The following is a 24,131-nucleotide window of genomic DNA, read 5'->3' as shown; positions in this document are numbered from 1 at the left end:
CGTCAATTGTCCCGACAGAGGACGAAGCCGATAATCCAGGAGGAAACGAATGCCGGTCCACGCCCTGTCCAGCTGATCCACGTCGCATATCCTTCGATGATCGTCTTCCCATGCGGGAGCGAGTGATGCCGCTCATCTGGAGCTGTTTATGGAATCCGTTCTTCGCGCCGAGAACATCTCGAAATCCTTCGGACCCGTCGAGGTCCTGAGTGGCATTTCGCTGGATCTGAAGCCCGGCGAGGTCCATGCGGTTATCGGCGAGAACGGGGCCGGCAAATCGACCCTGATGCGGATCCTCTCGGGCCATATCGCGGCCACGAAGGGCAGCCTGCACCTGAACGGCCAGCCGATCACCTTCTCCGGGCCCGTGGATGCGGAGAGCCATGGCATCGTTCTCGTGCACCAGGAGATTCTGCTCGCGCCCGACCTGACGGTAGCGCAGAACCTCTTCCTCGGCCGGGAGATCAAGCGCTTCGGCTTCGTCGACGACAAGGCCATGCGCGAGCAGACGCGGTCCATCCTGCATGAACTCGGCACCCGGATTGATCCCGACCGTGAGGTCGGCCGTTTGTCCATCGCCGACCGGCAGTTGGTGCAGATCGCCCGCGCGCTGCTCGTGCCGCACAAGGTGGTCGCCTTCGATGAGCCGACCGCGGTGCTCACGCCCATCGAGGCCGAGAGCCTGTTCGAGATCATCCGCAAGCTGCGCTCCCAGGGCGTGGCGGTGCTCTATATTTCTCACCGTCTGAACGAGGTGAAGGCGGTTGCGGACCGGGTCACGGTGCTGCGCGACGGTCGCCACGTGGCGACCCGCGATATCGAAGGCCTGGAGCCGCTCGAAATGGCGCGCCTCATGGTCGGCCGCGACATGTCCAAGCTCTATCCGGAGAAACCGGCGACCGCCTCCGACCAGCCCCTTCTCACCGTCCGCGAAATGGCCGTGCCCGGCTATGTGGAGAACGCCTCCTTCACCCTGCACCGTGGCGAGATCCTCGGCTTCGGCGGCCTGATCGGAGCAGGCCGCACCGAGCTGTTCGAGGCCCTGGTCGGCCTTCGTCCGGGCCATGGCACGATCACCCTCGACGGCAGGCAGGTTCATTTCCGCGACGCCCGCGACGCGATGGCCGCCGGCATCGTCTATCTTTCCGAGGACCGAAAGGGCAAAGGCCTGCTGCTGCAGCAGAACCTTCGCGTGAACCTGACCCTGGCGGCCCTGGAGAAATTCAGCCGTGGATCGTTCCTGAATGGGGGCGACGAGGAGCAGGCGCTCGACAAGGCGATCAAGGATTTCGACATCCGCACCCGCCGCCGTGACCTTCTCGCCGGACAGCTCTCCGGCGGCAATCAGCAGAAGCTGCTGCTCGCCAAGATGATGCTGGTGGAGCCGCGCATCGTCGTCATCGACGAGCCGACCCGCGGCGTCGATATCGGCACCAAGGAGCAGATCTACCGCTTCATCGCCGCGCTGGCTGCCGAAGGCCGCGCCGTCGTCGTCATCTCGTCCGAAATGCAGGAGCTGATCGGCCTGTGCCACAGGGTCGTCGTGATGCGCAATGGGCGCGTCGCGGGCGAGGTCGCCCAGGCGGACCTGTCCGAGGATTCCATCGTTTATCTCGCCACCGGCGTCCATGAAGAAAGGGCGGCGGAAATCGCCGCAGGCCACGCATGACCGAAACCGTGCTTCGCTCCACCGCCGAAAAGCGCCGGCTCAATCTCGACATGCGGGCCCTTTCGCCCTTCATCGCGCTGATCGCGCTCATCATCGCGGGCGCGCTGATCAATCCGGATTTCCTCACCGCGTCGAACCTGCTCAACGTGGTGACGCGCTCGGCCTTCATCGCCATCATCGCGGTCGGTGCGACCTTCGTGATCGCCGGCGGGGGGCTTGATCTCTCCGTCGGCTCCATGGCGGCGCTCACGGCGGGCATCATGATCCTGACCCTGAACAATCTCGGCGGCGGAGACGTGGGAACGCTCGCGCTCGGCATGCTGGCTGCCATCGCCCTGAGCGCGGCCTGCGGCTTGGCGAACGGCCTCATCGTCACCTTCGGGCGCATCGAGCCCTTCATCGTGACGCTCGGCACCATGGGCATCTATCGCTCCCTGGTGATCTGGCTAGCGGCGGGCGGCACCATCACCATGCGCAATTACGATCTGCGCGAACTCTACCGCCCTGTCTATTTCGATAGCATCCTCGGCATTCCGATTCCGATCATCGCGTTCCTCATTGTGGCCGCCATCGGGGCGTTGATCCTCTATCGCACCTCCTTCGGCCGCCATGTGGTGGCGCTCGGCTCCAACGAGGATGTGGCCCGCTATTCCGGCGTGCCGATCTGGCGCGTGCGCACGCTCACCTACGTCATTCAGGGGATCTGCGTCGGCATCGCGGTGCTGGTCTACGTGCCGCGCCTCGGCTCCGCGACGCCGACGACGGGCCTCTTGTGGGAGTTGCAGGCCATCACGGCCGTGGTCATCGGCGGCACTGCGCTCAAGGGCGGCGTCGGCCGCGTGTGGGGCACGGTGGTCGGCGCCGTGATCCTCGAACTCGTCGCCAATATCATGGTGCTGTCGAACTTCGTCTCCGAGTTTCTCGTGGGCGCGGTTCAGGGCGCCATCATCATTATCGCCATGCTCGTGCAGCGGTCAGTCCACCGCGGGCGATGAAACCGGGCTTGAGCCCACCGGACAAGGGACAAAGGGCTTAAAATCAACGCTTCTGGGAGGAATACGATGAAAGCAACGGTACTGAAGATCGCCATGGCGACAGGCCTCATGGCCGGCGTCGCCACCGGCGCGATGGCCCAGCAGAAGAACGTGACGATCGGCGTCTCGATCCCGGCCGCGACCCATGGCTGGACCGGCGGCGTCGTCTATCATGCGCAGGAAACCGCCAAGCTGCTCGAGAAGGGTTATCCGGGCCTCAAGGTCATCGTGAAAACCTCGCCGGACGGCGCGTCTCAGGCGAACGCCCTCGACGACCTGACCTCGCAGAAGGTCGACGCGCTGGTGGTTCTGCCCTTCAACTCCGACGAGCTGACGAACCCCGTCCGCGAGATCAAGAAACGCGGCACCTTCGTCACCGTGGTCGATCGCGGCCTCAAGGATTCGTCGATCCAGGACATCTACGTGGCCGGCAACAATCCGGAATTCGGACGCGTCGCCGGCAAGTACTTCGTCGACAACCTGAAGCAGGGCAACGTCGTGGTCTTCCGCGGCATTCCGACGGTGATCGACGAGGAGCGCGTGTCGAACTTCGAGAAGGCGCTCGAAGGCTCGGGCGTGAAGGTGATCGACAAGCAATATGCCAACTGGAACCGGGACGACGCCTTCAAGGTGATGCAGGACTTCCTGTCCAAGCATCCGAAGATCGACGCCGTCTGGGCGTCGGACGACGACATGGCGCTCGGCATCATGGAAGCGATCCGTCAGGCCAAGCGCGAGGACATCAAGTTCGTTCTCGGCGGCGCCGGCATGAAGGACATGATCAAGAAGGTGATGGACGGCGACAAGATGATCCCCGCCGACGTCTCCTATCCGCCGTCGATGATCTCCACCGCCATGGGCGTCACCGCAGCGCATTTCTACAGCAACGCTCCCATGCGCGGCACCTACGTGCTCAACGCCCAGCTGATCACGAAGGACAACGCCAAGGACCACTACTTCCCGAACTCGCCGTTCTAATCGAATGACGTGGCTCTCGCCTCTTCCACCAGGGAGAGGCGAGGCAACGGCAAGCTGCTCGACCGTCGTGCGGCTTCCCCTTGCCGATTCCTGCCTTCGCTCACGCCACCTCGGGAGTTCACCCATGAAGACCATGAAGGGCCCTGGCCTTTTCCTTGCGCAATTCGCAGGCGACGAGGCTCCGTTCAACTCGCTCGACGCGATCTGCCGCTGGGCCGCTTCCCTCGGCTACAAGGGTGTTCAGATTCCGACCTTCGATCCGCGCCTGTTCGACCTCAAGAAGGCGGCGGAGTCGGACGCCTATTGCGACGAGATCGCCGGAATCGTGCGCTCGCACGGCATGGAAATTACGGAACTCTCCACCCACCTGCAGGGCCAGCTTGTTGCGGTGCATCCCGCCTATGACGAAGCCTTCGACGGGTTCGCGGCCCCTGAGGTGCGCGGCAATCCGAAGGCCCGGCAGGAATGGGCGGTGAACCAGATGCTCATGGCGGCGAAGGCCTCGAAGCGCCTGGGCCTGAATGCCAGCGTCACCTTCTCGGGTGCGCTCGCCTGGCCCTTCATGTATCCCTGGCCGCAGCGTCCGACGGGCCTCGTCGAGACGGCCTTCGAGGAATTGGGACGCCGCTGGAAACCCATTCTCGATGCCTATGAGGACGCGGGCTGCGACGTCTGCTACGAGATTCATCCCGGCGAGGACATCCACGACGGCGCCACCTTCGAGCGCTTCGTCGACGCGGTCGGCGAGCATCGTCGCGCCTGCATCAATTACGACCCGAGCCACTTCCTGCTGCAGCAGCTCGATTACGTCGCCTTCATCGATCTCTACCATGAGCGCATCAAGGCCTTTCACGCCAAGGACGCGGAGTTCAATCCGTCCGGACGCATCGGCGTCTATGGCGGCTACGAGAGCTGGATCAACCGCGCCGGCCGCTTCCGCTCGCTCGGCGACGGGCAGGTGGATTTCAACGCCATCTTCTCGAAGCTCGCGCAGTACGATTACGATTCCTGGGCCGTGCTGGAATGGGAATGCGCCCTGAAGCATCCGGAAGACGGCGCGCGCGAAGGCGCGGAGTTCATCAAGGCGCATATCATCCGCGTGACCGAAAAAGCCTTCGACGATTTCGCCGCCGGCGGAACGGACGAGGCGGCGAACCGCCGGATGCTCGGCATTGACGTCGGCTAAGCGACAAGGGGGCACATATGACGATTGCAGGATCACCGGATCAGAAGCTGAACCGCCGCTTGCGCCTCGGCATGGTCGGCGGCGGGCGCGGCGCGTTCATCGGCGCCGTGCACCGCATCGCCGCCCGTCTCGACGATCGCTGGGAGCTGGTGGCGGGCGCGCTTTCGTCCGATCCGGAACGGGCCAAAGCCTCTGGCGAGGACCTGCTCCTGAAGCCGGATCGCATCTATGGTGATTTCAACGAGATGGCCCGCCGCGAGCGGCGGCTGAAGGACGGCATCGATGCGGTCGCCATCGTGACGCCGAACCACGCCCATGCGGCCGCAGCGCGCGCCTTCCTCAAGGCCGGCATCCACGTGATCTGCGACAAGCCGCTCACGACCACGCGGCGGGAGGCGGACCAGCTCGCGAAACTCGCACGCGAATCCGGCCTCGTCTTCGCGGTCACGCACAATTACACGGGCTATCCCCTCGTGCGGCAGGCCCGCGCCATGGTGCAGGCCGGCGAACTCGGGGCGATCCGCGTGGTGCAGGTGGAATACGCCCAGGACTGGCTCGCCACGCGCATGGAGGAGACCGGCAGCAAGCAGGCGGAATGGCGCACGGATCCTGCGCGTTCCGGTCCCGCCGGCGCCGTCGGCGATATCGGCACGCACGCCTTCAACCTCGCCGAGTTCATCGCGGGCGACGAAGTCACGTCCCTGGCGGCGGACCTGCACACCTTCGTGGAGGGCCGCAGGCTCGACGACAACGCGCACATGATGCTGCGCTTCGCGTCGGGAGCCAAAGGCATGCTCTGGTGCAGCCAGGTGGCGGCAGGCCTCGAGAACGGCCTGAAGATCCGCATCTATGGCGAGAAGGCCGGGCTCGAATGGCATCAGGAGAACCCCAACTATCTCACCTTCTCGCCCCTGGGCGAGCCGCCGCGCACGATCCGCCGCAACGGCTATGGCGCCGACGACGTCTCCCGCGCGGCCTCGCGCATTCCGGGCGGGCACCCGGAGGGCTATCTCGAAGGCTTCGCTCAGCTCTACACGGACGTGGCCGAGCAGATCGTCGCCCGGATGGAGAACCGCAAGCCCAATCCCTTCGCGCTCCAGGTGCCGACCGTGGAGCACGGCGTGCGCGGCGTGCGCTTCATCGAGGCGGCGGTGCGCTCCTCGCAGCGCAAGGCCGCCTGGGTCGCTCTCTAGACTGCCGGGAGCAGGAGGCCGGCCCTGCCGGCCTCCTTGCCTCTTCCCTTGAAATCGTCTCCGCAATCATGACGTATAGGGTCATCGCCCCTAAGCGGATCAGACGATTTCAAGATGGCTTCCACGCATCACCACCATGGCCTCGAGGACCTGAACGACACCCAGAAGCGGGTGCATCGGATTCTGTGCTCCGCCCAGAACCCGCTTTCGGCCTATGAGGTTCTCGACAAGATGCGGGCCAAGGGCGCCGTCACGCCGCCGACCGTCTACCGGTCCCTCGACAAGCTGATCGAGAAGGGGCTCGCCCACCGGCTCGAGAGCCTCAATGCCTACGTGGCCTGCAAGCACCCGCATCACGAGCACGAGATGGCGGCCTTCGCGATCTGCGAGAGCTGCGGTCTCGTCAAGGAATTCACCGATCCGCATATCAGCGAGCGCCTGTCCCATTGGGGCGACGACCATGCGTTCTGCACTAAGAAAGTGACGGTCGAGATCCGGGGCCTGTGCGAGACTTGCGCAAAGTAAAACTTTTCCTCAGGAACTTCGGCCTATAAAGTTACTTTATTACGAGTAACGTTCCCTATAGCAGGCTGTACTTTTGTTCAAACGCCCAGTTCCTTTGGGGAATATGCACAGCTGCAAGCTCCTCCAGTAACGATAGCACATTGTCAGGCGCGAATTTTCCCTATATGAATATGTAGGTTCCGTAATAACAGGAGTGTGGCTCATGAGCACCAAGGCCCTCAGGAAAGAAGAAGAGGACAACCTCCTCCGTCGTGCAGACGATCTGTGCCGTCAGAACAATCTCAGGCTCACGCCGATTCGCGAGCGCGTCTATCGCGAGCTGGTCCAGAGCGGCGGCCCGGTCGGAGCTTACGATCTTGTCGACCGTCTCAGCAGCGAGAAGAAGCGCCTGGCCCCGGTCACGATCTACCGTGCGCTCGACTTCCTGCGCGATGCCGGTCTCGTCCATCGCCTGGCGACCCAGAACTCCTATGTGATCTCTCACGGCCAGCCGGACGTGAACGCGATGAAGATCATGTTCGTCGACTCCAAGACGGGCGAGACCATCGAGGTTCACTCGACCGAGGTCGCGGAAGCCGTGAAGAAGGCCGCCGAGCAGGCCGGTTTCAAGTCCGTCTCCCCCTTCATGGAAGTCGAGGGCGAGATCGCCCACTGATTGCTGAGAAAAAAGGCAGGAACGATTTCGGGACCCTGTCTTTCCGAGCTTCAAACTTAAAAGGCCGGGCATTGCCCGGCCTTTTCTTTTTCTTGACGGATCGGATGCCTTACTCGGCCGCCAAGGCCTGGCGATGGGGATGCGTGTCTTCGGCGCGGTCGGCCCGCACCGTCTCCTTCGAGATGAAGGTGTAGAACATCGGCACCACGAAGAGCGTGAAGATCGTGCCGATCGACATGCCCGAGGCGATCACGAGGCCCATGGAGAAACGAGCCGCCGCGCCCGCGCCGTTGGCATAGAGCAGCGGCGCGACGCCGAGCACCATGGCGGCCGTGGTCATGAGGATCGGGCGAAGACGCACGCGGGCGGCCTCCTCGATGGCTTCACGCTTGTTGACGCCGTGCTTTTCCTTCAGGTCGTTGGCGAACTCCACCATCAGAATGCCGTGCTTGGTGATCAGACCCACGAGGGTGATCAGCCCGACCTGCGTGTAGATGTTCAGCGTCGCTAGTCCGAGATTCAGGAAGATCATGGCGCCGAACATGGAGAGCGGCACCGACATCATGATGATGAACGGGTCGCGGAAGCTCTCGAATTGCGCCGCGAGCACCAGATAGATCACGATGACCGCGAGACCGAAGGCGAGGAAGATCGAGCTTCCCTCCTGGATCTCCAGGCGCGACTGGCCGGCGTAATCCTCATAGAAGCCCTGAGGCATGACCTCCTTCCCGATGGAGCGCAGGGTTGCCAAGCCTTCCGACGTGGTCACGCCGGGCAGGGGCAGCGCCGAGACGGTCGCCGAGTTGAGCTGGTTGAACTGCTCGATGACCGCCGGGGCAGCATCCGTCTTGATGCTGACGAGCGCGGAAAGCGGAACCATGGACCCGTCGGAAGCCCGGACATAATACTCGGCCAGGCGTTCAGGATTCAGGCGGTCCTGCTGCCGGACCTGGCTGACCACGTCGTAGCTCCGGCTGTCGCGGTCGAACTTCGAGATCGGCGCGCCGCCCACCAGGGCGCCGAGCGTATTGCCGATTTCCGAGACCGGCACGCCGAGAGCGGCGGCCCGGTCGCGGTCCACCGTGATGCGGGCGCGCGGGGTCTCGTAGGAGATGGAGTTCTGAACCACGATGAACTTGCCGGACTTCATCGCACGCTGGCGAATCTGCTCGGCCACCTCATAGGCCTGGGACGAGTCGCCGATGGTCCGCAGCACGTACTGGACCGGCAGGCCGTCGCCGCCACCGGGGAGAGACGGCGGTGCGAAGGCGAAGGCCTGCACGCCCGCGTTCTCATTCAGGAGGTTCTGGATCTCCTGCTTGGTCACGGGGCCCTTCTTTTCGCGCTCGCTCCACTCCTTCAGCTTGAAGCCGAAGAAGCCGCCACCGCCGCCGTCGATACCGACGATGAGGAAGCTGTCCTCGATCTCGGGGATCTTCTCGCCCGCCTTCGTGAACTGCTTGGAGAAGGCCTGGGTGTATTCGGCCGTGGCGTATTTCGGCACGTTGACGATGCCGAGATAGGCGCCCTGATCCTCTTCCGGCGCGAGTTCGGAAGAGGTCTTGGTGAACAGGAACGCCGTGGTGCCGAGCAGGACGGCGACGATGACCAGGGTCACGCCGCGGTAATCCAGCGAGCCTTTCAGGCGTCGCCCATACCAGTTCTCGAGCCGCGTGAAGGTGCGGTCGACGAAGGCGGCAAACCGCCCCTGGCCGCCATGCGCCTTCAGCAGCTTCGAGGACATCATGGGCGAGAGCGTCACCGCGATGATTCCCGAGATGATCACCGCGCCTGCAAGCGTGAAGGCGAACTCGCGGAAGAGCGAGCCGGTCAATCCTTGCGTGAACCCGATGGGCGCATACACCGCAGCGAGCGTGACCGTCATGGACACGATGGGAAGGAAGATCTCCTTCATGCCCACGATGGCGGCATCGACGGGCTTGAGTCCCTCCTCGATATGGCGGTGGATGTTCTCCAGCACCACGATGGCGTCGTCGACCACGAGACCGATGGCGAGCACCATGGCCAGCAGGGTCAGGAGGTTGATCGAATAGCCCAGCGCATAAAGGAAGAAGCACACGCCGATGAGCGAGAGCGGAATCGTCACGATCGGGATCAGCACCGAGCGGAAGGAACCCAGGAAGAGCAGGATCACCACCACGACGATGAGGGCCGCTTCACCGATGGTCTTGAACACTTCCTCGATGGAGGCCGAGATGAAGTTCGACGCGTCGTAGACGATCTCCACGCTCATGCCCTTCGGCAGGGTCGGTCGGATCTCGTCGATGGCCTTCGTGACTTCGGCCGCCACGGTCAGCGGATTGGCCGACGGGGTTGGCGTGATGCCGATGAAGGTGCCCTGGCTGCCGTTGAAGCTGACGATGGTGTCCGTGCTCTTGGGTCCGAGCTCCACATCCGCCACGTCGCGCAGGCGCACGACCTGATCGCCCGCCGAGCGGATCGGCAGCATGCCGAAGGTCTCGGGCGTCTGCAGGGTGGTCTGCATGTCGAGCCGGTAGGCCACGTACTCGCTCTGCGTCTTGCCGGGCGCCGCGAGGAAGTTGTTGGCATTGATCGCCTGAACGACATCGCCCGCCGTGACGCCGCGAGCCGCCAGGCGCACGGGATCGAGCCAGACGCGCATGGAGAAGTCGCGTCCGCCGAGAATTTCGGCATTGCCCACGCCGTCGAGCGTCGCGAAGCGCGGCTGCACCACGCGGGTGAGGAATTCGGAGACCTGCTCCGGATTCATCTCCGTGCTGCCGAAGGTGAGGTACATGAGCGCGAAGCTCTGGCCCGTGCCCTTCATGATCACCGGATCCTCGGCCTCGGAGGGAAGCTGCGCGCGCACCTGCTGCACCTTCGCGGTGACTTCGGTGAGCGCCGCGTTCGGATCGGTGTTCAGACGCATGCGCACCGACACCGTGCTGATGCCGAGGCGGCTCTGCGTCGTCACGTAATCCACGCCTTCCGCGCTGGACACGGACTTGGCGATGGGCGTGCTGATGAAGCCCTGGATCAGGTCGGCACTGGCGCCCGTATAGGTCGTCGTGATCGTGATCGTGGTTTCCTCGACCTCAGGATACTGACGCACCTGAAGGCTCATCAGACCCTGCGCGCCGAGCAGCAGGATCAGGAGGCTCACCACCATCGACAGGACGGGGCGGCGGATGAAAAGTTCAGTGAAACTCATGGCTTATGCCTATTGCCCGCTCGCCAGCTTGGACGCGTCGAACTTCGTCACATCAATGGAGTTGTCGATCTTGACCGTCGCACCGGACTGCAGCTTGTTCTGCCCGGAGGCGACCACCTGCTGACCCGGATTGACGCCCGAGACGATCTCGAGAGCGCCGCCGCGGCGGCGACCGGTCTTCACGAAGACCTGCTTGGCGACCAGGACCGCCTTGCCGTCCTTCTGCTCCTCGTCGATCGTGTAGACGTAATCGCCGTAGAGGCTGGCGATCACGGCCGTCTGCGGCACGGTCATGACATTGGGCTGCTCCGGCAGGATCACCTCCACATGGAGGAACTGGCCGGGAAGGATGGTGCCATCCTTGTTGTCCTCGACGAGAGCCTGAACAGAGACGAGCCGGGTCTTGGGGTCGACGCGCGGGTCCTTGCCGATGATACGGCCCTTAAACGGGAGATTGCCCTCGGTGGTGCCGAGATGGATCTCCTGGCCGAGCTTGACCTCGCTGGCGCGCTGCTCCGGCACCGTGAAATCGACCTTCATGGAAGACAGGTCCTGGAAGCTCGCAATGACCGTTCCGGGCTGCAGGTACTGCCCGACATCGACCCGCGGAATACCGATGACGCCCGAGAAGGGCGCCTTCAGGGCCTTCTGCTCGATGGTCGCCTGCAGGCGTGCGAGGCGGGAGCGTGCCGCGGCCAGCAGGGCGCTGGCCTGGTCGAGATTGGCTTCCGTACCGTAGCCGCGGGTCGAGAGCGTCTTGGCGCGCTCGAAGCTGCTCTCGGCGGTCTTGACGTTCGCCTGGACGTCCTGGATGTCCGCGCGCTCGACCGAATCGTCGAGCTGGACGAGGACCTCGCCCTGGCGAACGTTCTGGTTCGCCTTGAACTTGATCTCGCTGACGATGCCCGCCGTCTCGAAAGCCAGCTCGACACCGTTGGCGGCCTTGGCCGTACCGATGGCGCTGATGCTCGGCGTCCAGGTCTTGGCCTCGACCTTGGCAGCCGAGATCACCTGCGGCGGCTGCTGCATGGTGGCGAAGAACTGGGTGATCATCTTGTCGCGGAAGAAGTTGAACCAGATCAGTCCGGCGCAAAGTCCGATTGCAAGAATAAAGACGAAAGCAACTACAATGCGCCGTTTCATAGGCTTTTTCCGAGAGTTAGGGCTCATTCCTGAGAGCCCTTGTACGACTATGGTGGGTGCGGCAACAGCGTACTTTACCTTGACGCCCATGCCGTGAGAGGGAATTTATATACCGGCTGGACGGTTTAGTTGCAAGTGCGTCCGCGCACAAGATCAAGAGATGTAGATGCTGTTTCCCTGTACCAGAGGCCGCAAGAGTTCACGCGAGAAGATCCTCGACGCGGCGGCGGAACTCGTCGCCGAAATCGGCGCCGGCCGGCTCACCCTGGACGCCGTTGCCGAGAAGGCCGGCCTCAGCAAGGGCGGGCTTCTGTACAATTTCCCCACGAAGGAAGCCCTGTTGCAGGGCATGATCCAGCGCATGATCGACCAGGTCACGGCCGAGAAGGAAGCGCTGCGGGAAACAGCCGAGCCCGGGCCGAACCTGGAAGCGCGCGTGGTCACGAAGACCCTGCTCAACATCTGCTGCGGCGGCAAGATGCAGGAATTCGCCACCGGCATGATGGTGGCCACGGCCGAGAACCCCGGCCTCCTCGACCCGGTCCGACAGGTGATCAGCAATACCTTGAAACAGCTGAAGGACAATTCGGACGATCTCGACGCCGCCCTGCTAGGCTGGCTCGCGACTGAAGGTCTCAGCAACCTCGAGATGCACAATCTCAGCCCGTTCACGGATGAGGACCGCGACCGGATCGTGAAGGCCATCGACCGGGTCGTGGTCAAGGGCATCGCCGAGTAGAGATTTCTGCCCGTCTCAGGCGATCCAGGACGGATCGCCCAGAACCTCGTCCGTATGTTCGCCGAGGCGCGGCGAGGGCCGGTCGGCTGCCATCGCCTGCCCGTCCATCACGATGGGAGAGCGGACGGAGGGGATGACCCCGCCTTTGGCCGCCTGCGATGGCAGATCGATCTTCATGCCCCGGGCGATCACCTGCGGGTCGTCGAAGACGTCCGCCACCGTGTTGATGGGACCAGCCGGGACACCCTGCCCTTCCAGGGCCGAGAGGAGGTCCTCGCGGGTGAACTTGAGCGTCAGCTCGGTCAACAGGGGCACGAGTTCGGCGCGATGGCCGACGCGGCCCGCATTGGTCCTGAAACGCTCGTCCTGCGCCAGCTCGGGCTGGCCCAGCACCGACACGAAACGGCCGAACTGGCCGTCATTGCCGACCGCCACGATCACATGGCCGTCGGCCACCGGGAACACCTGATAGGGCACGATATTGGGATGGGCATTGCCCATGCGCCGAGGCGATTTGCCGGAGGCCAGGTAGTTCATGGCCTGGTTGGCCAGCACGCTCGTCTGCACGTCGAGGAGCGCCATGTCGAGATGCGCCCCCTCCCCGGTCTGGTCGCGCTTGCGCAGCGCCGCCAGGATGCCGACGACGGAATAGACCCCGGTGAAGATGTCCACATAGGCCACGCCGATCTTCTGCGGCTCGCCTTCGGGATCACCCGTCAGGTCCATGATCCCGCCAAGACCCTGGATCATGAAGTCGTAGCCGGCCCGGGAGGCATAGGGGCCGTCCTGCCCGAAGCCGGTGATCGAGCAACAGACGAGGCGCGGATTGACGGCTTTGAGGCTCTCGTAGTCGAGCCCGTACTTCTTCAGGCCGCCGACCTTGAAGTTTTCGATCACCACATCCGCGTGGGAGGCAAGCTTACGCACGAGCTTCTGCCCCTCGGGGGTTTCGAAATCGACCGCGATGGAGCGCTTGCCGCGATTGCAGGAATGGAAATAGGCCGCCGAGAGATGCTCGTCCTCGGCGCCCTCGACGAAGGGCGGACCCCAGCCGCGGGTGTCGTCTCCCGCGCCGGGCCGCTCGACCTTCACCACATCGGCGCCGAGATCGGCGAGAAGCTGACCGACCCAGGGACCCGCGAGAATGCGCGCGAGTTCCAGGACCTTGAGGCCTTCGAGCGGCTTCATGAGTTCAATCCATCACGGCATCGAGGCCGCGCTTCAATCCGATGAAGGACGAAACGCGACGGGCGGCCAGAAGCGTGCCGGCCACATAGGGAGCAGCCGACGAGCCCGCATCGTGGCGGATCACCAGCCGCTCGTTGTCCGCGCCGAACACCGCCTCGCAGGACAGGACGAAGGATGGCATGCGCAGGGAATGGACCTGCACCGGCTCCTTGGCCCCCAGGGCACCGCCGCGGGTTTCCTTCACGCCGGCCAGCTCACCGACCGCCTTCGACGTTGCGGGCTGACGCACCTCGCTGAGAAGCTCCGCCAGCTCCCGGGCCGTGCCGGAAGGCGTGTCGGGCTTCTTGGCGGACGCGTAGTCGATGACCTCCACGTCAGGCACGTAGCGGGCCGCCTCCAGGGCGAAGCGGCGCAGAAGCGTCGCCGTGATCGAGAAATTGCCCGCTGCCAGCACCCCGCGCTCCGCCGCGAGCGCATAGCGGTCGAGCTCCGCGTAATCCTCGGCCGAGAGACCGGACGTGCCGATGACCACATGCCGGCCCTGCGTCAGCGCCGTCATGGCATGCGCCCTGACCGCACCCGGCTTGGTGTAGTCGATCACCACGTCGGACGGCGCGGCGAGCGCCTCTTCGAGGGTGGCGCTGACCGGAACACCCAGGCGGGAGAGCCCTACGGCCTCGCCCGCGTCCTGGCCGGCGGCGCTGCGGCTGACCGCTCCCACGAGCGCGAGATCGTCCGCAGCGGCGATCGCCGCCACGAGGGCCTTGCCGACCCAACCGGTCGAGCCCGCCAAGGTGATCCGAAGTGACATGAGCGACCAGCCCTCTCTCAGAAGAACGCCTGCAGGCCCGTCTGCGCCCGGCCCAGAATAAGGGCGTGCACGTCGTGCGTGCCCTCGTAGGTGTTCACGGTTTCCAGGTTCTGCGCATGGCGCATGACATGATATTCTTCCTGGATACCATTTCCGCCGTGCATATCGCGAGCCTGGCGGGCGATATCGAGGGCCTTGCCGCAATTGTTGCGCTTGACCAGCGAGATCATCTCCGGCGCCACGCGGCCCTCATCGAAGAGGCGGCCGACCCTGAGGGATGCATGAAGGCCGAGGGTGATCTCGGTCATCATGTCGGCGAGCTTCTTCTGCACGAGCTGGGTCGCGGCGAGCGGCCGGTCAAACTGCTTGCGGTCCAGGGTGTACTGGCGCGCCCGGTGCCAGCAATCCTCCGCGGCCCCCAGGGAGCCCCAGGAGATGCCGTAGCGCGCCCGGTTAAGGCAGCCGAACGGCCCCTTCAGGCCCGACACGTTGGGAAGCAGCGCATCCTCGTCCACCTCGACGTTGTCCATGACGATCTCGCCGGTGATCGAGGCGCGAAGCGAAAGCTTGCCGCCGATCTTCGGCGCGGAGAGGCCCTTCATGCCCTTCTCCAGCACGAAGCCCCGGATCTGGTTGTCGTGCGCCTCGGACTTGGCCCAGACCACGAACACATCCGCGATGGGGGAATTGGAGATCCACATCTTGGAACCGATGAGGCGATAGCCGCCATCGGTCTTCACGGCCCGGGTCTTCATACCGGCTGGGTCCGAGCCCGCATCCGGCTCGGTGAGTCCGAAGCAGCCTACGAACTCGCCGGAGGCGAGCTTGGGCAGATACTTCCGGCGCTGTTCCTCGGAGCCATAGGCATAGATCGGGTACATGACCAGGGAGGACTGCACGCTCATCATGGAACGGTAGCCGGAATCGACCCGCTCCACCTCGCGCGCCACGAGGCCGTAAGCCACATAGGAGGCGCCGGCGCAGCCGTAATCCTCCGGCAGGGTCACGCCGAGGAGGCCCAGCTCGCCCATCTCGTTGAAGATGCCACGGTCGATCTTCTCCTCGCGGTAGGCCTCGATCACGCGGGGCAGGAGCTTGTCCTGGGCATAGGCGCGGGCCGTGTCGCGGATCATGCGCTCGTCATCGGTGAGGAGTTCGTCGAGCAGGAAGGGATCATCCCATTTGAACTTCGCATATTCCTGAGCACCGGCCATGACGGTCATCCTTCTCGAAAGAGTACGCGGCCAGCCGTTCAGGCCGACCAAAGCCATTGAATTTGAGCGGCAAAATCGCGCTGGACAGGATAAAAGTAAATCGACATCTTCGCAGCAGGTTATTCTTAATTGGAATGAACGTGTTTCGTCGCGGCTTTCTGCCCAATGTGGGCAACCTCCTGGCCTTCGAGGCCACAGCCCGTCATGGCAGCGTATCGAGAGCCGCCGAGGAACTTAATCTGACCCAGAGTGCCGTCTCGCGCCAGATCCAGCAACTTGAGGATTCCCTCGGCGTCTCCCTGTTCAGCCGCTCCCGGCAGCGGGTCGTGCTGACCGATGTCGGCCGCATGTATGCCTCCCAGGTCCGCAGCACCCTGTCCGAACTCTCCGACGCGACCCATCAGGCCATCGCGCTCTCGGGCACGAGCGGGGTCCTGAACCTCGCCACCCTGCCGACCTTCGGCACCCGTTGGCTCATTCCGCGCATCCCGGACTTTTTCGCCCGGCACCCCGGCGCAACGGTGAATTTCGGCGTTCGCCTCGTTCCATTCGACTTCGCGGCCGAACCCTTCGACGCCGCGATCCATTTCGGCGAGCCGCATTGGCCAGGCGCGGTCTGTGAATTGCTGCGAAAGGAAGAGGTCGTGCCTGTCTGCAGCCCGGCCTATCGGGAGCGGGAGAACCTGCGCGCGCCGCAGGATCTCACCCGCGCCATCCTGCTGCAGCAGAGCACCCGCCCGACCGCCTGGGCGGAGTGGTTCGCCAGCGTCGGCGTGACGATCGGCAATCCGCTGCGCGGTCCGCGCTTCGAGCAATTCGCCATGGTGGCCCAAGCGGCTGCGGCGGGGCTTGGCGCGGCGCTCATCCCTCACTTCCTGATCGCCGACGAGCTGGCGTCCGGCCGCCTCGAGATCCTGTTTCCCCAGAGCCTCGTCAGCGGCGGCGCCTATTACCTCGTCTATCCGGAACACAAGGCGGAGACGCCGCTCCTGCGCTCGTTCCGCGACTGGATCCTGAACGAGATCCGTCAGGGATAGATGCGCTTCGGCTTCATGATACGGAAACTCAAGGTGAACGCGGTAATGCCACAGACCACGATGGCGCTGACCATCGAGAGCGGCGTGCCGTTGTAGAAGGCGCTGACGAGCACGATGATCACGGCGCCCGTGCTGAGCTGGAGCGTTCCCATGAGCGCGGACGCGGTCCCGGCCACCGGACCGTGCTCCTCGAGCGCCAGTACGGCCGTCGAGGGAATCACGTAGCCGAGGCAGCCGAAGGAGACGAAGAGCAGGCCCCAGAGAACATAGACGTTGTCGACGCCCAGAATCGTCAGCACGAAGAGCAGGGTCACCAGTGCGGCAAAGCCGGAAATGGCCGTTCTCACGACCCGTTCCGCGCCGAAGCGGCGCATGAAGAAGCTGTTGAACTGCGCGCTGCCGATGAACGCGATGGCATTCGACGCGAAGACCAAGCTGTAGGCGGACGGCGTGAGGCCGAAATGCTCGATGAAGATGACCGATGAGCCGGCAAGATAGGCAAAGAAGCTGGCCTGACTGAAGCCGCCGATGAAAGCGAGACCCAGGAAGCGACGATCCTTCAGAAGGCTCCTGTAGGTGGAAAAGGCATGTCCGATGCCTTTGCGCTCTGTGTTGGGCTTGTGGGTTTCCGGCAGCAGGAAGAGAACGACGGCGAGGCCCGCAAGTCCGATCACGGCAATGGCCCAGAAGATCGCGCGCCAACTGAAGAAGGCCGTCAGGGTGCTGCCGGCGAGCGGCGCCAGGATAGGAGAGACGCTGAAGACCAGCATCGTGGTGGCCATCAGCCGGGCCGCCTCATGACCGGTATGGAGATCCCGGATGATGGCCCGGGGGATGACCATGGCCGCGCAGGATCCGACACCCTGCAGAAAGCGGAAGGCAATGAGGGTTTCCACATTGGGCGCGAAGCTGCAGCCGATGCCCGCCAGAATGAAAAGGCCCAGGCCGAAATAGAGCGGCGGCTTGCGGCCGAACCGGTCCGAGAGCGGCCCATAGGCGATCTGACAGACCGCCACCGCCAGGAAGAAGCTCATCAGGCTCATCTGCACGGCGCTGACATCCACCTGAAATTCTCGGGCAATGGCCGGGAACGACGGCAGGTACATGTCGATGGCGAAGGGCCCGACAGCCGAAAGCATGCCGAGGACGAGCGCGTTGCGCAAAAAGGCGGACTTCATGGAGAACGGCTTTCGTAGCCCCGTCCGACGAGCCGGGATTGAGAAAACGGCCTGCCCATCGGTGGAACAGGTTAGCAATGTGGACTGAGAATGGCCCGGCTCACCTAGCGCATTGTGCGGACCCAGCGGGCCGCGCTAGCGAAAAGTGGACCCGGTTTTCCGCACCGAACGATGCGCCAGCCAAGAGAAGGAGCACCATAGGATATGCGGTGCTTGTAGGCCTTCCGGTGCCGAGGTTCAAGACGGCCGTCGCCGTCATTGGATTATAGTCCGCTCTGGCTATAATACTTACGGTTCGTTAACCATGAATGGTCATAACTGATTAACCATCCTGCCGGATGGGCCGATCCGCGAAGACCCGTCCCTTCTTCACGGCAGCCGGTACGGCCGCCTGGCTAGTCCCAGAGATATCAAAGTTCTTCATGACCGCCTCGATGCCCCCGAATCAGACGTGTCTCAGCATTCCGCATTCCGCACCGCGCCCTGATTCCATCCACATGAGACTGGCCGGCGCGCGCAAAGCGCTGAGCTGTCTTGCTGCCGGAGCCGTCCTGATGGCCGTGTCCGCCTGCGCAGGTCGCTCGGACCTGGGCTACGCGAGCCTCATGTCCGAAGTTCCGGCGGCGCGGGCGATCGTCGTTCCCCCACCCGGAGGCCCGTCCGTGGTCGCCGTTCTGCAACAGCAGTACCAGGACGGCCTTTCACAGGAGATCGCCCTCTCGACAGCCTCCCTGACCTCGGGACAAAACGCCTTTTACGTGAGCCTGCTCAACAACACCGCAGGCAACACGGAGATCCCGAACACCCTGTCCCTGCCCTCCATGACCCCGGACCGCCTCCAGCGCGAGATGGAGGAGCGGATGCCGGGCGTCGAGATGGAAACCTCGCTGGTCTACGTGCAGAACAGGTTCGGACCCTTCGGCTTTGCCACCGGGCGCTCCTCCCGAGGGGACCTTTGCCTTTACGCTTGGCAGCAGATCGAGCCGGGCGAGCCGGCCATCCTCGTGCCAGGCGGAGCGATCTCCGTCCGCCTGCGCCTCTGCGATGCGGATGCCAACGTGGATCAGCTGCTGCGCGTCTTCTACGGCTATACGATTGCGGCCTATTATCGTCAGGAGTCCTGGAACCCCTATGGGGATCCGCCCTCACCGCCCAAGCAGCTCGGAGAGAAGGACGCCCCGATGTATCCGCTCGGCCTCGGCGACAGCGGAGGAGGCGCAACGATCGTCCGCCGGCGCAGCGTCACTGAGCGCGCTCGACAGGTCACGGCTCCACGCCGCACCATCGACAAGGATACGGTAGCTCCAGCTGTGCCGTCCCCCGCCACGCAGCCGGAAACTACGCCGCCGAGCGGTTATCCGGTCGTACCGCCGCCACCCGCCCAGTAACGTCAAGTTTCACCATGGAATGATATTACATATGGATAGCATTCCATTTACCGCTGTGACATTCGGCCTAAACGACACTATGGATATATTAATGGACCCGACTTTAGTCTTGAATTAAGCGTGTAGTCCCCCGCGCAAACTTCCAATCCGAGAATCCAGACAATGCGAGCAGGTCTTATCGTGGCCTTTTGGGCTGTGGCAGCGGTATTGATCATCTCGATCGTTGCTCTTCCGATCAGTATCCAGGCACACCTCGTTGCGGGCCTCACGGTCGTCGCCTGCATGATCATCCTGAAATTCTTCCGGGCCCAGGGCATCTGGCGGCTGATCGCGCTGGCTCTCGGCACCGCCATCGTCCTGCGCTACGTCTTCTGGCGCACCACCAGCACGATCCCGCCGATCACCGAGGTCGCGAGCTTCATCCCGGGATTCCTGCTCTACTTGGCTGAGATGTACAGCGTCATGATGCTGTTCCTGAGCCTGTTCGTGGTGTCGAGCCCCCTGAAATCCCGCAAGGCGCCCCAGATCGACCCGCAGAACCTGCCGAGCGTCGACGTCTTCGTTCCGACCTACAACGAGGGTTCCGACCTTCTGGCGACGACCCTGGCCGCCGCGAAGGCCATGACCTACCCCGCGGACAAGGTCACGGTCTGGCTTCTGGACGACGGCGGCACGGACGAGAAGTGCAATTCTAGCAACGCCAAGGCCGCGCAGGAGGCCCGCGAGCGCCGCGCGGAACTGCAGGCCCTCTGCGACGTCATGGAGGTGAAGTACCTGACCCGGGCGCGCAACCTGCACGCCAAGGCTGGCAATCTCAACAACGGCCTCGAAAACTCGACCGGCGACCTCGTCGCCGTGTTCGACGCCGACCATGCGCCCGCGCGCAGCTTCCTCATGGAGACGGTCGGATATTTCACCAGGGACAAGAACCTGTTTCTGGTTCAGACGCCCCACTTCTTCATCAATCCCGACCCGCTGGAGCGCAATCTCGGCACGTTCCAGACCATGCCGTCGGAGAACGAGATGTTCTATGGCGTCATCCAGCGCGGTCTCGACAAGTGGGACGCAGCGTTCTTCTGCGGCTCGGCCGCCGTGCTCCGGCGCGAGGCTCTTCAGGAAACCAACGGCTTCAGCGGCGTCAGCATCACTGAGGATTGCGAGACCGCCCTCGAACTCCATTCCCGCGGCTGGACGAGCGTCTACGTGGACAAGCCGCTGATCGCCGGCCTTCAGCCGGACAGCTTCGCGAGCTTCATCGGCCAGCGCTCGCGCTGGGCGCAAGGCATGATGCAGATCCTGCGCTACAAGTTTCCGCCCCTCAAGCGCGGACTGAAGATCTCGCAGCGCCTGTGCTACATGTCGAGCAGCATGTTCTGGCTGTTCCCGTTCTCCCGGTTCTGCTTCCTCATCTCGCCGCTCTGCTATCTCTTCTTCTCACTCGAGATCTTCACCGCATCGGGCGGCGAGTTCCTCGCCTACACGTTCACCTACATGATGGTGAACTTCATGATGCAGAACTACCTCTACGGCCGCTACCGGTGGCCGTGGATCTCGGATCTCTACGAGTACATCCAGACGATTTACCTGCTGCCGGCCGTGCTGTCGGTGATCGCCAATCCGAGCAAGCCCACCTTCAAGGTCACGGCGAAGAACGAATCCATGGAGGAGAGCCGTGTCTCGGAGCTGGGAACGCCGTATTTCATCATTTTCGGCATCCTGATCCTCGGCGTCATCGCCACCGGCATCCGGGTCTGGGCGGAGCCCTACAAGGCGGATCTCACCCTCGTGACCGGTGCCTGGAACGTCCTCAACCTCATCATCGCCGGCTGCGCCTTGGGCGTGGTGTCGGAGCGGGCGACACGGCGCCATAGCCATCGTGTCCGGGTCGAGCGCCCCTGCCGCTTCATCATGGGCGACGAGACCATCGATGCGGTCCTCAAGGACGTATCGGTCGGAGGCGCAAGGGTTCACGTTCCGCCTTCGGCCGAGCCCAAGCTGAAAAAGGGCACCGCCGGCACCCTCGAGTTCCAGCCCTTCTCCAGCCTTCCCGTCCAGCATCTGCCCATGGAAATCCGCAAGGTCGGCATGGATGACAAGGGGCTTCTTCTCGGCTGCCGCTTCCTGATCGAGAAGCCGGAGCATCGTCGGATGATTGCCGATCTGGTCTTTGCGAATGCCGACCAGTGGAGCGAGTTCCAGAAGAATCGGCACCACGACATCGGTGTTCTCCGGGGAACGCTCTGGTTCTTCATGGTCGCGTTCTACCAGACGGGACGGGGCCTCTCCTATTTCTTCGGTCTGCAGAAGATCGGCGCTTCGAAGCCTCAGGCGCCGTCCGTCGCTTCGGCTGCCAAATAGAGGTCTATCGTGCGTCGGGTCCTGATCTCCTCTCTCTTGGCCATCCAGGCCCTGGGCGCGCAAAGCGCCGTCGCGCAGACGCCCTTCAGCATGTCGCCGGGCGCTCAGAGCGCACCTCCGGCAGCTCAGCCTGCACCGCGGCAAGAACCGGCTCAGCAGACACCGCCTGCTACTCCCTTCGAGATGCGCCAGCAGGGAGCCGCGCCCGCGGGCCCGTCTACGACACCGCCGCCCGCTCCCTCCCAATCCGCGCCCCCTTCGGGAGGAACCGCGCCCTTCAACATCGCGCCTCAACGCCCGGCCGCTCCGACTCAGGCAGGCACTCCGGTCCCCTCCAAGCCGACCGCGGGAGCCACGGCGGCCCGCAGCGCGGCGAGGATCGAGCGTCCCGTCCTTCCCTTCGAGGCGATCCGTCTGGAGGGCGAGACCGATGCCCGATCCTGGACCGTCCACCTCACCCAGGATGAGGCATCGAGCGGCGCCAGCATCGCGCTTGGCTACAAGAATGCCGTCGTGGTCATGCCCGAAGGCTCGCGCTTGCGGATTGCGATCAACGGCGAATCCGTCGTCGATACGCCGATCGCTTCGCCCAACGACATCAAGCGCCTGACGGCATCGATCCGCCCTGGCCTCCTGCGGGCGGGGCAGAACATCATCCGTATGGAAGCCTTCCAGCGCCACCGCACGGATTGCACGATCGACGCCACATACGAACTTTGGACCGACGTCGACTCGGCTTCCACGAAGCTCGTCTTCGCCGAAGGCGCCACAAAGACCCTGCACGGTCTGGATGATCTGCCCGCCGTCGGCGTCGACAATGCGGGCGTCACGACGATCCGCGTGGTCGCCCCGAAGATCTACCGGCCCGAAATCCGCGACCGCCTGCTGCGTCTCGTGCAGCTCGTCGCCCTGCGCGGACGCTATGCCCATCCTGTGATCCAGGTGGTGGAGGCCGATCCGGGCCCCTCCCCGGTCGGTACGATCAAGGTGGCCATGGGCCTGGCCAGCGAGCTGCGCGGCCTTGTCCCAGGTGTGCCGGATGCCGCCTCGATCCAGCCACTGACGATGATGATGCAGGAGCCGGGCTCCGCAGGCTCCACCCTGGTCGTTTCCGGACCGGCCTGGCAGGATCTCGATACCGCCATCGGCATCGTGGGAACCCGCGGCCTGGGTGTCTCCCAGACCGAGCGCGGCATGATCGACACCGCCTCCTGGCAGTGGCCGGAAGTTCCGACCGCCTTCGGTGCCCAGAATTTCCGCTTTGCCGATCTCGGCGTCCCGACGCAGGAATTCTCCGGCCGGCGCCTCAAGGTCGGCTTTTCCATCAACCTGCCGCCGGATTTCTACGCCACCGAATATGGCGAGACCGTCCTGCATCTCGATGCGGCCTACACTTCGGCTGTGCGGCCGGGCAGTCACGTCAACGTGTTCGTCAACGGCATGATCAGCACGCAGATGATGATCACCTCGCAAGGGGATATCGTCCGTCGGCATAACATCCGTGTACCGCTCAAGAACTTCAGGTCAGGGCTCAACCACGTCACCATCGAGGCCGCGCTGCTGACGGACGCCGATGAGCGCTGCACTCCCGGCGAGACCCTTTCCGAGACGAGCCGCTTCGTCCTGTTCGATACCACCACGCTCGAATTTCCGACCTATGGGCGCATCGGACGCCTGCCGGATCTCGCGGTCCTGAGTTCGGGCCGTTTCCCGGACGAAGATCTTCCGACGACCGTGGTGCTGGCCCGGCCCGATCCCTTGAACTATTCCGCAGCCGGAACGCTGCTAGCCCGGATGGCGCGCAGCGCCGGCGCGCCCGTGCGGGCGCAATTCGCAAACGCGGCCTCGGCGGACGACGAATCGGTGCTCTTCATCGGCGCCGTCGATCAGATTCCCGCGGGTCTGCTCAATCGAGTGAAGGTCTCGGAGCATCTGCGCATGATCTGGCCTTCGACGCCGAGCGCAGGCAACCGGCCCGGGCAACCGGCCGCCAGCACGGATTTCAGCATCCCCGCTCCACAGGCTTCTCCGGACCGCATGGCGGCCGCCTCGACCGACGAAGTGCGCAAGCGCTGGTCAGAGACGTTCCAGAGACGCGGCGTTCTTCAGCAGACGATTGGCACGGTACAGGACTGGATGGAAAGGACCTTCAGCCTTTCCATCAATTCCCTGTCGCTGAATGAGCGCACCGATGCGCCCTATGAGCCGCCGCAGAGAGCATCCCTGCTCCTGGCGCAGAGCCGCACCGAATCGTCCGGCGTCTGGACGCTCGTGACGGCCCGCACGGACAAGGCCCTGGCGGATGAAACGGCCCGGCTGGCGAATCCGATGATCTGGTCCCAGATCGCGGGCCGCGCCGTCGCGCTCGATCCCCGGGAGATGAAGCTGCAGGTCGAGCCCATCAAGGAATACCGCTTCGTGCAGACGCAGCCCCCGTCCCTGACGAACCTGCGCTTGGTCGCGGCGAACTGGATGTCCGCCAACATTCTTCCCTATGCCCTCCTCATGCTGGCGTGCTGCACCTTCCTGGGCATCGCGACATCGCTCCTCCTGAACCGACTGGGACGCCGCTCATGACGAACAGGATGCTTCGGCCTCTCCCGCTTCTGCCCGGGCTCCTTGCCGCTTTCTTCCTTCTAATG

At 63.9% G+C, this 24,131-nt stretch carries 18 protein-coding genes; 12 read left to right on the top strand and 6 right to left on the bottom strand.

Translation table 11 applies throughout. The annotated features are described in order from the left end of the window. The first annotated feature begins 148 nt into the window (after positions 1-148). The 7 genes from AB4097_RS06995 to AB4097_RS06965 all read left to right on the top strand — a co-directional run bounded on the left by AB4097_RS06995 (position 149) and on the right by AB4097_RS06965 (position 7,240). Positions 149-1,669 carry a sugar ABC transporter ATP-binding protein gene (locus AB4097_RS06995; RefSeq protein WP_442037894.1) on the top strand — a complete coding sequence of 507 codons (1,521 nt, stop codon included), beginning with the start codon at positions 149-151 and terminating at the stop codon, positions 1,667-1,669. Then, a complete protein-coding gene (locus AB4097_RS06990; RefSeq protein WP_442037893.1) occupies positions 1,666-2,664 on the top strand; it encodes an ABC transporter permease in 999 nt (332 codons plus the stop codon). Before AB4097_RS06995 ends, AB4097_RS06990 begins: the two co-directional genes overlap by 4 nt. Positions 2,665-2,730: 66 nt before the next feature. Next, positions 2,731-3,681, top strand: coding sequence for a substrate-binding domain-containing protein (locus AB4097_RS06985; RefSeq protein ID WP_442037892.1), 951 nt, complete (start codon positions 2,731-2,733; stop codon positions 3,679-3,681). A gap of 124 nt (positions 3,682-3,805) precedes the next feature. Next, a complete protein-coding gene (locus AB4097_RS06980) occupies positions 3,806-4,867 on the top strand; it encodes a sugar phosphate isomerase/epimerase family protein (RefSeq protein ID WP_442037891.1) in 1,062 nt (353 codons plus the stop codon). Positions 4,868-4,884: 17 nt separating this feature from the next. After that, positions 4,885-6,060, top strand: a complete 1,176-nt coding sequence (locus AB4097_RS06975; protein WP_442037890.1) for a Gfo/Idh/MocA family protein — start codon at positions 4,885-4,887, stop codon at positions 6,058-6,060. Between the two features lie 114 nt (positions 6,061-6,174). After that, a complete protein-coding gene (locus AB4097_RS06970; protein ID WP_442037889.1) occupies positions 6,175-6,585 on the top strand; it encodes a Fur family transcriptional regulator in 411 nt (136 codons plus the stop codon). Between the two features lie 202 nt (positions 6,586-6,787). After that, positions 6,788-7,240, top strand: coding sequence for a Fur family transcriptional regulator (locus AB4097_RS06965; protein ID WP_114943105.1), 453 nt, complete (start codon positions 6,788-6,790; stop codon positions 7,238-7,240). 109 nt (positions 7,241-7,349) lie between these two features. Here AB4097_RS06965 and AB4097_RS06960 read toward each other — a convergent pair whose 3' ends face one another. Then, positions 7,350-10,433 (bottom strand): efflux RND transporter permease subunit, encoded by a 3,084-nt coding sequence (locus AB4097_RS06960; protein ID WP_442037888.1) that lies wholly within the window; start codon positions 10,431-10,433, stop codon positions 7,350-7,352. A 9-nt stretch (positions 10,434-10,442) separates the two neighbouring features. After that, entirely contained in the window at positions 10,443-11,576 is a 1,134-nt protein-coding gene (locus AB4097_RS06955; RefSeq protein ID WP_442037887.1) for an efflux RND transporter periplasmic adaptor subunit, read from the bottom strand. Positions 11,577-11,742: 166 nt separating this feature from the next. Here AB4097_RS06955 and AB4097_RS06950 point away from each other — a divergent pair, with 166 nt between their 5' ends. Beyond that, complete coding sequence (locus AB4097_RS06950; RefSeq protein WP_442037886.1) at positions 11,743-12,315, top strand: TetR/AcrR family transcriptional regulator; 573 nt, start codon at positions 11,743-11,745, stop codon at positions 12,313-12,315. Positions 12,316-12,330: 15 nt separating this feature from the next. On the opposite strand, the gene AB4097_RS06945 is transcribed toward AB4097_RS06950, so the two are convergent. From AB4097_RS06945 to AB4097_RS06935, 3 genes are read right to left on the bottom strand one after another with little or no spacing between them, the layout of a single operon-like run. Next, a complete protein-coding gene (locus tag AB4097_RS06945; RefSeq protein ID WP_442037885.1) occupies positions 12,331-13,503 on the bottom strand; it encodes a CaiB/BaiF CoA transferase family protein in 1,173 nt (390 codons plus the stop codon). Between the two features lie 4 nt (positions 13,504-13,507). Further along, positions 13,508-14,314, bottom strand: coding sequence for a 4-hydroxy-tetrahydrodipicolinate reductase (gene dapB / locus AB4097_RS06940; RefSeq protein ID WP_442037884.1), 807 nt, complete (start codon positions 14,312-14,314; stop codon positions 13,508-13,510). Positions 14,315-14,331: 17 nt separating this feature from the next. Next, positions 14,332-15,528 carry an acyl-CoA dehydrogenase gene (locus tag AB4097_RS06935; RefSeq protein WP_442037883.1) on the bottom strand — a complete coding sequence of 399 codons (1,197 nt, stop codon included), beginning with the start codon at positions 15,526-15,528 and terminating at the stop codon, positions 14,332-14,334. A gap of 134 nt (positions 15,529-15,662) precedes the next feature. Here AB4097_RS06935 and AB4097_RS06930 point away from each other — a divergent pair, with 134 nt between their 5' ends. After that, the gene (locus AB4097_RS06930) at positions 15,663-16,565 is read left to right on the top strand and encodes a LysR family transcriptional regulator (protein WP_442037882.1); all 903 of its coding nucleotides are present in this window, start codon (positions 15,663-15,665) and stop codon (positions 16,563-16,565) included. On the opposite strand, the gene AB4097_RS06925 is transcribed toward AB4097_RS06930, so the two are convergent. After that, positions 16,556-17,743, bottom strand: coding sequence for a multidrug effflux MFS transporter (locus AB4097_RS06925; RefSeq protein WP_442037881.1), 1,188 nt, complete (start codon positions 17,741-17,743; stop codon positions 16,556-16,558). The two genes, AB4097_RS06930 and AB4097_RS06925, sit on opposite strands and share 10 nt — an antisense overlap. A 554-nt stretch (positions 17,744-18,297) precedes the next feature. On the opposite strand from AB4097_RS06925, the gene bcsN reads away from it, so the two are divergent. The 3 genes from bcsN to AB4097_RS06910 all read left to right on the top strand — a co-directional run bounded on the left by bcsN (position 18,298) and on the right by AB4097_RS06910 (position 24,066). Further along, positions 18,298-19,131: a cellulose biosynthesis protein BcsN gene (gene bcsN / locus AB4097_RS06920; protein ID WP_442037880.1), complete on the top strand. Its 834-nt coding sequence runs from the start codon at positions 18,298-18,300 to the stop codon at positions 19,129-19,131. A gap of 162 nt (positions 19,132-19,293) precedes the next feature. Next, the gene (bcsA, locus tag AB4097_RS06915; RefSeq protein ID WP_442037879.1) at positions 19,294-21,489 is read left to right on the top strand and encodes a UDP-forming cellulose synthase catalytic subunit; all 2,196 of its coding nucleotides are present in this window, start codon (positions 19,294-19,296) and stop codon (positions 21,487-21,489) included. Positions 21,490-21,498: 9 nt separating this feature from the next. Beyond that, the gene (locus AB4097_RS06910) at positions 21,499-24,066 is read left to right on the top strand and encodes a cellulose biosynthesis cyclic di-GMP-binding regulatory protein BcsB (protein WP_442037878.1); all 2,568 of its coding nucleotides are present in this window, start codon (positions 21,499-21,501) and stop codon (positions 24,064-24,066) included. Positions 24,067-24,131: the final 65 nt, after the last annotated feature.

Origin of the sequence: Microvirga sp. 2MCAF35, assembly GCF_052115545.1 — a bacterium.
Taxonomy (GTDB): domain Bacteria; phylum Pseudomonadota; class Alphaproteobacteria; order Rhizobiales; family Beijerinckiaceae; genus Microvirga.
This window is presented reverse-complemented; position numbering and strand designations above follow the sequence as displayed.